The following is a 7,759-nucleotide window of genomic DNA, read 5'->3' on the forward strand; positions in this document are numbered from 1 at the left end:
CGCCGGGGGCGGTGGCCGCGTAGAGGGTCGGCAGGGCGCCCGCCTCGGCGGGCTGGGCCAGCAGGCGGTTGCCGAGCCGGGCCACGCGTTCCGCCGCGCGGCGGCCCTCCATACGGACGCCGGCCGTCTGGAGGTTGGTGGAGGCGTAGCCGGGGTGGGCGGCTGCGGCGACCACGTTCGAGCCCGCCGTGCGCAGTTGGCGGGCCAGTTCGTGGATGAAGAGCAGGTTGGCGGTCTTCGAGCGGGCGTAGGCGATCCAACGGCGGTAGCGGCGCTCGCTGTTGAGGTCGGTCAGGTCGAGGGCGGACAGGGCGTGCAGCCCGCTGGAGACCGAGACCACCCGCGCCGCCGGAGCCGCCCGCAGCCGGGGCAGGAGCAGGCCCGTGAGCGCGAAGTGGCCCAGGTGGTTCACCCCGAACTGCCGCTCGAAGCCGTCCGCCGTCGTGCCGTACGGCAGGGCCATCACACCCGCGTTGTTGATCAGCAGGTCCAGGTGGTCGTGCCGGTACGTGTGCGCGAAGGCGCGGACGGACGACAGGTCCCCGAGGTCCAGGGGCGCGAACTCCACCTCGGCCCCGTACACCTGGCGGTGGATCAGCGCCTCGGCCTCCTTGCCCCTGGCCTCGCTGCGGCAGGCCAGGACCACCCGCGCGCCCTTGCGGGCGAGTTCGCGTGCGGTGACGAGGCCTATACCGCTGTTGGCTCCGGTGACCACCGCCGTACGGCCGCTCTGGTCGGGGATGTCCCTCGCGCTCCAGCCCTGAGTCATGCGGTTACCGTACCGTCCGGTAGGTCCGGACAGCAGGGGGCCGCCGGGCCACGGGCTCAGGCCGCGGCGCCGCCGTCGATCACCAGGTCCGTACCCACCGCCGACGCCGCGTCGTCCGAGGCCAGATAGAGGACCGCCGCCGCGACCTCGGCGGTGGTCGAGACCCGGCCCAGCGGCGACTGCTCCTTCATCCGCACCGCCCGCTCTGCCTCGCTCTCGCCTTCGCGCAGCGACATCGCGGTGGCGGAGGCGCCGGGGCTGACCGCGTTGATACGGATGCCGTCCCGGATGTGGTCGAGGGCGGCGGCACGGGTCAGCGCCGAGACCGCGGCCTTGGTGGTGAGGTAGCCGGCGGCGCCCGGTATCCGCTTGTGGGCGCCGAGGTTGGAGCCGATGTTGACGATCGCGCCCCCGTTCTCCTGGGTGCGCATCTGGGCGACCTCGGCCCGCAGGGCGAGGAAGACGCCGGTGAGGTTGGTGTCGAGCATGGCCTGCCAGTCCTCGGGCGCCAGATCGGCGAGCGCCGCCCCGCCCCGGCCGCGCAGCACCCCGGCGTTGTTGACGGCGACGTCGAGCGAGCCGAACCGGGCGACGACCGCCGCCACCAGGGCGTGCACGTCCTCGGCGCGGGACACGTCGGCGGTGAACGCGGCGGCCACCCCGCCCGCCTCCCCGGCCAGGGCCACGGTCTCCGCCAAGGAGGCGGCGGTGCGGCCGGCGACCGCCACCTTCGCGCCCTCGGCGGCGAAGGCGAGCGCGACCGCGCGGCCGATCCCGGAACCGGCGCCCGTGACGAGGACGGTCCTGCCGGTGAAGCGCGCGGCTGAGCGAGCAGACATATTTGACCAACCGTTCTGTTATGAGGAGAGAAAAAGGGGGCGCCGCTTCGATGCGGCGCCCCTGGGGGCCGTTCAGTCCAGCAGGGTCAGCGCGGCCTCGGCCGCCTCCCGCACCCGCGCCGGGTCCTCGCAGGCCCTGCCTGTCACGCGCATGCCCTGCATGAGCACCAGGAACATCCGGGCCAGCGCGCGCGGGTCACGTCCCGGCGGCAGCTCGCCCTGGGCCCCGGCGCGTACGAGCGCGGAGTGCAGCAGTGTCTCCAGCTGCTCCCAGGACTGCTCGACCCGACGGGCCGCGGCGGTGTCCCGCGCGCCCAGCTCGGCGGCGGTGTTGGTGACGAAACAGCCGTTCCGACGGGTCTTCTCGGCCGTGGAGTCGGTGGCGAAGCGGTGCACGACCGCGCGCACCGCGGGCAGTGCGGGGCCGGGCCCCGACAGCTCGCGGAACAGGAGCGCGCTGTGCGACTCGCCGTACCGGTCGAGCGCCTTCAGATACAGCTCGTGCTTGTTGCCGAAGGTCGCGTAGATGCTCGCCCGGCCGATGCCGAGCCGGTCGACGAGGTCCGCCATCGACGTCGCCTCGTAGCCGCGCTCCCAGAACAGCTCCAAGGCCGACTGGAGCGCGGCGTCCGGATCGAATTCCTTGGTTCGGGACACGAGGACGACAGTAGATCCATATGGAACGATCGGTCAAGATTTTCTGTTGGTGCCCCTCAGGACGCGTCGGCCGGGTACGTCTGCACGCTGACCTCGTCGTCGTCCAGGCACCGGCCCGTCTCCAGGTCGAAGCGCTGCTTCAGCAGCGGCGAGGCGACGAAGACCCGGCCCCCGGCGGAGCCGAGCAGACCGCGCGACATGACGTACGCGCCGGTGAACGGGTCGCGGTTGTCGATCGCGTACGCACGCCCGGCGCGGTCGGTGAAGACCGCCGCCTGGCGCCCGTCGGGCAGCAGCGCGGCGACCCCCCGGCCCGGGATGAGCCGCTCGCGCCCGCACACCTCGAACCAGCCGTCTTCCAGTCGCAGTCGGATGCTGTTCTCGTTCATCGCGCGGCCACCTCCAGGGCCAGGACGGGCAGTTCGGGCTTGATCTGACCGCGCTCGGGCACGAACCGGACCGTGGGGTCGGGCGTGCCGGGCGCGTTGACGAAGGAGACGAAGCGGGCGAGGCGCTCGGGGTCCTCGACCGTCTCGGCCCACTCGTCGCGGTAGGCGGAGACATGGGTGGCCATCAGCGCCTCCAGCTCGTCGCAGATGCCGAGGGAGTCGTCGACCACCACGTCCTTGACGTGCTTCAGGCCGCCCTCGATCCGCTCCAGCCACACCGAGGTGCGCTCCAGGCGGTCGGCGGTGCGGATGTAGAACATGAGGAACCGGTCGATCAGCCGGACGAGTTCGTCGTCGTTCAGGTCCTGCGCGAGCAGGTCCGCGTGGCGCGGGGTCGCGCCGCCGTTGCCGCCCACGTACAGGTTCCAGCCGTTGGCCGTGGCGATCACGCCGAAGTCCTTGGACTGGGCCTCGGCGCACTCGCGGGCACACCCCGAGACCGCCGCCTTCAGCTTGTGCGGGGAGCGCAGCCCCCGGTAGCGCAGCTCCAGGTCGATCGCCATCTTCACCGAGTCCTGCACCCCGTAGCGGCACCAGGTCTGGCCCACACAGGACTTCACCGTGCGCAGCGACTTGCCGTACGCGTGGCCGGACTCGAACCCGGCGGCCACCAGACGGGCCCAGATCACCGGGAGCTGGTCGACCCGGGCGCCGAAGAGGTCGATGCGCTGACCGCCGGTGATCTTCGTGTAGAGGCCGTAGTCGCGGGCCACCTCGCCGATGACGATCAGCTTGTCGGGGGTGATCTCGCCGCCGGGGATGCGCGGCACGATCGAGTACGAGCCGTTGCGCTGGATGTTGGCGAGGAAGTGGTCGTTGGTGTCCTGGAGCGCGGCCTGCTCGCCGTCGAGGATGTGGCCGTGGCCGAGGCTCGCCAGGATGGAGGCGACCGCGGGCTTGCAGATCTCACAGCCCTCGCCGCCGCGCGCGGCCGGGCGCCCGTGCTCGTCCAGGAGCTGCCGGTAGGAGCCGACGCGCAGCGCCAGCGCGATCTCGTACAGCTCCTGGCGGGTCTGCCCGAAGCAGTCGCACAGACCGCCGTCGCCGGTCTTGGGGAGCAGTTTCTCCAGCGTCTTGACGCAGCTGCCGCAGCCCGTGCCCGCCCGGGTGCACTTCTTGACCTCGGGCAGCGAGGCGAGCGGGGTGACCTCGCCCTTGGTGACGTTGTGGCAGGAGCAGATCACCGCGTCGTCCGGCAGCGCCTCCGGGCCCAGCGCCACGGGCGCGCCCAGCCCCGGCGGCAGCACCAGCTGCTCGGCCGGGATCGGCGGGATGTGGCCGGTGAGCGGGCGCAGCGTGCCGTACATCTCGGCGTCGCCGACCAGGACACCGCCGAGCAGGGTGCCGTCGGGGGAGACCACCAGCTTCTTGTAGATGCCCGAGCGGGCGTCGGTGTAGACGACGTCGAGGCTGCCCTCGGCGCTGCCGTGCGCGTCCCCGAAGGAGGCCACGTCCACGCCGAGGAGCTTGAGCTTGGTGGACATGTCGGCGCCGGTGAAGGACTTCTCCGGCTCCTCCTCGCCCCGCGCCAGCGCGTCGGCCACCGCGACCGCCATCTCGTAGCCGGGCGCGACCAGGCCGTACACCTTGCCGTCGCAGGCCAGCGCGCATTCGCCGATCGCGTAGACGGCCGGGTCGGAGGTGCGGCACCGCTCGTCGACCACGATGCCGCCGCGCTCGCCCACGGTCAGACCGCAGTCGCGGGCCAGCTGGTCGCGGGGGCGGACCCCGGCGGAGAAGACGACCAGGTCGGTGTCGAGGCGGGAGCCGTCCGACAGGAGCATGCCGTCCACGGCCCGCTCGCCGGTGATCTCCTGGGTGCCGACGCCGGTGTGGACCGACAGGCCCATGCCCTCGATGGTGCGCAGCAGCGCCGCGCCGCCGCCGGCGTCGACCTGCGCGGGCATCAGCCGGGGCGCGAACTCCACGATGTGCGTGGCCAGTCCGAGGCCCTTGAGCGCGCCCGCCGCCTCCAGGCCGAGCAGTCCGCCGCCGACCACCGCGCCGGTGGTGGCGGTACGGGCGTACTCCTCGATGGCGAGCAGATCCTCGATGGTCCGGTAGACGAAGCAGCCCGTCAGGTCCTTGCCGGGCACCGGCGGCACGAACGGGTAGGAGCCGGTGGCGAGCACCAGGACGTCGTACGCGAAGACCTGACCGGAGCGCGAGGTGACCGTGCGCCCGGCGCGGTCCACGCTCTGCGCCGGGTCGCCCAGGCGCAGTTCGATGCCGTACTTGTCGATGAACCCGGGCTCCACCATGGAGAGTTCGTCGGGGGTGGTTCCGGTGAAGTACGAGGTGAGGTGGACCCGGTCGTAGGCGGGCCGGGGCTCCTCCGCGAGCACCACCACGCGGGCGTGGTCGGTGACCCCCTTCTCGGCGAGGGCCTCCAGGAATCGCTGGCCGACCATGCCGTGGCCGACTACGACGATCGTGCGGGCTGCGGCCGAGGGTGCGGGTGTGGTCATGTCGGAACCCTCCGTCGTGGGTGAGCGGGTGCGGCGGGGGCCAGATGGCCGGCGGCGGGCCGGCATGGTGTCCGAACCCATGACCGCAGCCTGCAAGACGGCTGTTTCCCGGTCGGATCTGACCGGTTTCCCGGGCGCAACGGCCCGCTCAGCCCCGCGCCGGGGTCCCTGTGAGTGTTCTGCGCTCACGGCCGCCCCCGCCGTGAGCCGCCGCGCGCGGCGCGGCCCCGCGGCGGCCCGCCCGGGAGGCCCGCGGACGGGCCCCGGGGCTCACTCCGCGCCGGTGAGGTGGGCGAAGACCACCACGTTCCCCCGGTAGCCCGACTTCTCGCCGTAGCCGCCGCCGCAGGTGATCACACGTAGCTCGGGGCGGCCGGCCGGGCCGTACACACGCCGGTCGGGGAAGGCGTCGTTGGGATACACCTCGACCGCGTCGACGCTGAAGACGGCCGTACGCCGGTCGGCGCGGGCCACCTCGATACGGCTGCCCTTCTTCAGCGCGCCCAGCGCGTAGAAGACGGCGGGCCCGCGCGCGTCGTCGACGTGCCCGGCCATCACGGCCGTACCGACCGCCCCCGGCGCGGTGCCGTCCTTGTACCACCCGGCCGAGCCGCCGCTGCCCGGCGGCACGTCCAGGGAGCCGTCGCGGGCGAGGCCGAGCCGGATCACCGGCGCGTCCACCCGGATCGCCGGAATCCGGACGCGTACGGGCTCGGAGGGCGCCAGGGCCGCTCCGGCGAGGGCGCCGCCGGTGCGGGGCCCGTCCACGCGCGCGTGGGGCGAGCCGGTCCCGCCCGCCGGTGCGCGGGCGGCGCCGGGCGCGGCGGCGAACGCCTCCGCGCGCGTGGGCTGCGGCGGCTCGGACATCTCCGTGCCCTGCCGCAGCAGCCACACCCCGACGCACACGGCCACGCAGACCAGCCAGCCGTTGCGCCGCCGCGCGGCCTGGGCGTCCCGCAGCGCCTGGGCCGACCGCGCCGCCACCAGCGGTCAGCCCCGGTCGCCCGGCTCGCCGGCCCGGCGGCGCAGCAGCAGCCCGCCGGTGACGGCGGCGACGGCCAGGACGGCCGCCCCGGCGGCGATCTCGGTCCGGTCGGAGGCGGCCGTACTGCCGCCGAGACCGGTCTTCACATGCCCTCTGGGCTCCTGCCGCTCGCCCGAGGGGTGGTGGTCCCCCCAGTCCTGGAAGGTGTTCTCGCCGCCGCCCGCAACGGTCAGCTCGCCCCGCGCCGACTTGCCGTTGTCGCAGGCCACCGTGATCTGGAAGGTCCCGGACCGGGCGGTGGGGGGCACGGTGAACTGCCCGGCGAGCGCGTCCCTGTGGGCCGAGGCGGTCAATGGGAACTCCCCGTCGCCCGCCGCGCGCGCGTCCCCGACCGCATGGCCGTCGTGGCCGCACGCGCCGGTGTTCACGGTGACCGTGGTGCCGGGCGCCGCCGTCGACGGCGAGACCTCCACGCCCGCCCCGCCGAAGTCGTTGGCGTACGCGGGCGCGCCGCCCAGGCCCAGCAGGGCCGCCGCGAGCGCGGAACCGGTCAGCAGGCGGGCAGTACGCATGGGTCCTCCGGGGAGCGGGGTGCCGTCCTTCTCCCTCCGAGGTAAGTGGCCCGCGCCGACGCCCGCCCCCCGGCGGGGGGCGAAAGGGTGACGGCCGGGTGCGGGCCGTCACCCTTCCCGGTGGGCGCCCGCGCTCAGACCGTGTCCCACGGCACCTCCGCGTACAGCCGCCAGAGGGTCTCCATCAGCTCCGCGTCCACCGCGAAGGCGAAGTCGTCGATCCGGGCCACCGGCGCGATGCCCTGCGAGTTGGTGACGAAGGCCGCCCGGTACGCGCCGAGGCCGCCCAGCGTGACCGGGCGCCGGACCGTGGCCGTGCCGTACCCGGGCAGCCGCTGTTCGACCAGCGCCATGGTGATGCCCCGCAGCGCCGGACGGTCGGGCCACACCACCGCGCTCCCGTCCCAGAACCCGATGTTGGTGACGGCCCCCTCGGCGATCTCGCCGCCGGGACCGGTCAGCAGCGCGCTGGTGCGGCCCTGGCCGGCCGCGATCCGGCCGTAGTACTGCTGGGCGAAGCCGCCCAGGTGCTTGATGTGGGCGACCGGCCGCTCGTAGGGCACGGAGAGCAGGTGCTGCGGCTCGGGCGAGAGGTCGACGGGCGGGCGCACGGTCACCATCACGGCCGGGTCCTCGTCCGGCCCGTACACATAGACGCGTACCGCCGCGTCCTCGGCGCCGGCCCCGGCCAGGGCCCGGCGGATGAGGGTGCGGACCCGCTCGCCGTCGAGCCCTGGGCCGAACAGCTCGCGGGTCGCCGCGTCGAGCCGCGCCAGGTGCAGGGCGAGCCCGCGCACCCGGCCGCCGCGCACCTGCATCGCGGTGAAATGACCGTAGTTGCCGGTCAGGGCGGGGATACGGAGGTTCTCCGCGTCGGCGGGGCGGCCGTTGATCTCCACATGGGGGCGCGTCATGGGGCCACCGTAACCGGGCTTGACCTGAAGCTAACTTGAGGTGTGAGGCTCCTCGGCATGGACATCACCACCGCTCCCCACACGGAGCCCACCACCCCCCACGCGG

At 73.9% G+C, this 7,759-nt stretch carries 8 protein-coding genes; all 8 read right to left on the reverse strand.

What is annotated here, in order from left to right; all coding sequences use genetic code 11:
- Positions 1-769 (reverse strand): oxidoreductase (locus ACJA3G_RS24625; protein WP_406555223.1); only part of this gene is annotated, 769 nt, incomplete at its 3' end.
- A gap of 56 nt (positions 770-825) precedes the next feature.
- Entirely contained in the window at positions 826-1,608 is a 783-nt protein-coding gene (locus tag ACJA3G_RS24630) for an SDR family NAD(P)-dependent oxidoreductase (RefSeq protein ID WP_406555224.1), read from the reverse strand.
- A gap of 72 nt (positions 1,609-1,680) precedes the next feature.
- Entirely contained in the window at positions 1,681-2,265 is a 585-nt protein-coding gene (locus ACJA3G_RS24635; RefSeq protein WP_406555225.1) for a TetR/AcrR family transcriptional regulator, read from the reverse strand.
- Between the two features lie 56 nt (positions 2,266-2,321).
- On the reverse strand, positions 2,322-2,654 hold the full coding sequence (gene nirD, locus ACJA3G_RS24640) for a nitrite reductase small subunit NirD (protein ID WP_406555226.1): 333 nt from the start codon (positions 2,652-2,654) through the stop codon (positions 2,322-2,324).
- Positions 2,651-5,182, reverse strand: a complete 2,532-nt coding sequence (gene nirB / locus ACJA3G_RS24645) for a nitrite reductase large subunit NirB (protein WP_406555227.1) — start codon at positions 5,180-5,182, stop codon at positions 2,651-2,653. The genes nirD and nirB overlap by 4 nt, the downstream gene beginning before the upstream one ends.
- A 270-nt stretch (positions 5,183-5,452) precedes the next feature.
- Positions 5,453-6,166 (reverse strand): class F sortase, encoded by a 714-nt coding sequence (locus ACJA3G_RS24650; protein ID WP_406555228.1) that lies wholly within the window; start codon positions 6,164-6,166, stop codon positions 5,453-5,455.
- 6 nt (positions 6,167-6,172) lie between these two features.
- The gene (locus ACJA3G_RS24655; RefSeq protein WP_406555229.1) at positions 6,173-6,739 is read right to left on the reverse strand and encodes a hypothetical protein; all 567 of its coding nucleotides are present in this window, start codon (positions 6,737-6,739) and stop codon (positions 6,173-6,175) included.
- A 134-nt stretch (positions 6,740-6,873) separates the two neighbouring features.
- Positions 6,874-7,653 (reverse strand): aminotransferase class IV, encoded by a 780-nt coding sequence (locus tag ACJA3G_RS24660; protein ID WP_406555230.1) that lies wholly within the window; start codon positions 7,651-7,653, stop codon positions 6,874-6,876.
- Between the last annotated feature and the right edge of the window lie 106 nt (positions 7,654-7,759).

The organism is Streptomyces sp. YS-3 (assembly GCF_045257485.1).
GTDB lineage: Bacteria > Actinomycetota > Actinomycetes > Streptomycetales > Streptomycetaceae > Streptomyces.